The sequence below is a fragment of the Vibrio ruber DSM 16370 genome (genome assembly GCF_900163965.1).
Taxonomy (GTDB): Bacteria; Pseudomonadota; Gammaproteobacteria; order Enterobacterales; family Vibrionaceae; genus Vibrio; species Vibrio ruber.
Window position 1 is genome coordinate 1 of record NZ_FULE01000062.1, and the last position, 931, is coordinate 931.

At 42.5% G+C, this 931-nt stretch carries 1 protein-coding gene; it reads right to left on the bottom strand.

What is annotated here, in order from left to right; genetic code table 11:
• Nucleotides 1–817: IS110 family RNA-guided transposase (locus VR7878_RS18985; protein ID WP_159440506.1), on the bottom strand; the 817-nt coding region annotated here is incomplete at its 3' end.
• Nucleotides 818–931: the final 114 nt, after the last annotated feature.

A 931-nucleotide genomic window follows, 5' to 3' on the forward strand; every position in this document is an offset into this window, starting at 1 on the left:
TTCCCAAAATTAGTAAATACCTGAGAGTAGGATTTCCGCGCTTTGTCATCCGCCCGATTCGATTGCTCTCACCACTAGAAATCTGTTTTGGTGTTAAGCCTAACCATACAGCAAACTGCCGCCCGTTTTTGAATGCATGAATATCACTGACAAAAGCGAGCACCGCAGCAGCAACTCGCTGTCCTACACCTGGAATGGTCAGTAGTCGGTGATAATCATCTTTGCCTTGAACCAACTGTAATATTTTCTGTTCAAATACATCTATTTGTATGCTCAAATCCTGAATGCTTTGATAAAGGTGGTGGAAAAAATCTCTGGCAATATGGGACAACTCATTTTCGGCATTTTCAAGGATTTCAGGAATTTCCTCCCTAACATGACGGAGTCCTTTGGGAAGGACTTCGCCATATTCTGCAAGTAATCCTCGTAACTGATTTACCTGAGCGGTTCGTTGACGAACAAGTAGCTCACGAATTTTATAAAGTGATTGTAGGTCTTGTTGCTCGACCGTTTTCACCGAAACAAAATGGATTTTGGGTCGAAGGGCGGCTTCAGCAATTGCCAGAGCGTCATTCGCATCATTTTTGTTACCGATAAGAAATGGTTTGACCGCATGTGTTGGTACAAATTTTACAGTGTGTCCAAGCTGTTGTATTCGCCGTCCCCAAAGATTCGCTGTATAACAAGCTTCAGTCACAACAAGAGTGGGTTCAAATTGTCTGAGTTGATCGAGCAAGTCGTTTCGTCTAACTTTTTTGTTCAAAAGAACCAGACGTTTGTCATCTAATGCACAGATTTGGAAAACGTTTTTTGCCAAGTCGATACTGATTACGCTACATTTCATGGTGGTCACTCCTGATTTCGATTGTTGATATCACTTCAATCATGGCACATCACGATGCCGAGTGATGGAGTGACCATCCCATCAGAA